The sequence below is a fragment of the Streptomyces pseudogriseolus genome (assembly GCA_002154585.1).
Lineage (GTDB): Bacteria > Actinomycetota > Actinomycetes > Streptomycetales > Streptomycetaceae > Streptomyces > Streptomyces pseudogriseolus.
Map to the genome: position 1 here is coordinate 1 of MUNG01000723.1, position 572 is coordinate 572.

1 protein-coding gene is annotated in these 572 nt (G+C 73.3%); it reads left to right on the forward strand.

The genetic code is table 11. From position 1 onward, the window contains the following. The coding region (locus tag CCN29_RS34340; protein WP_143661479.1) for an aspartate aminotransferase family protein at positions 1 to 572 on the forward strand (572 nt) is incomplete at both ends.

Consider the following 572-nt stretch of genomic DNA (forward strand, 5'->3'; position numbering starts at 1 on the left):
CGAGGGCAACGACCACCTCGACATGCTCGCCGGTTTCGGGGTGATGGGGCTCGGCCGCCACCACCCCGTGGTCCGCAAGGCGCTGCACGACGTCCTGGACCTGTCCCTGGCCGACCTCACCCGCTTCGACTGCCAGCCGCTGCCCGGCCTGCTCGCCGAGCGGCTCCTCGCCCACAGCCCGCATCTGGACCGGGTGTTCTTCGGCAACAGCGGCACGGAGGCCGTGGAGGGGGCCCTGAAGTTCGCCCGCTACGTCACCGGCCGGCCCAGGGTGCTGTACTGCGAGCACGCCTTCCACGGGCTGACCACGGGCGCCCTGTCGGTCAACGGCGAGTCCGGCTTCCGGGACGGGTTCGCCCCGCTGCTGCCGGACACGGCCGTGCCGCTCGGGGACCTCGACGCGCTGGAGCGGGAGCTGCGCAAGGGCGACGTGGCCGCGCTGATCGTGGAGCCGATCCAGGGCAAGGGCGTGCACGAGGCCCCGCCCGGCTATCTGCGCGCCGCGCAGGAGCTGCTGCACCGGTACAAGGCGCTGCTGATCGCCGACGAGGTGCAGACGGGGCTCGGCCGCA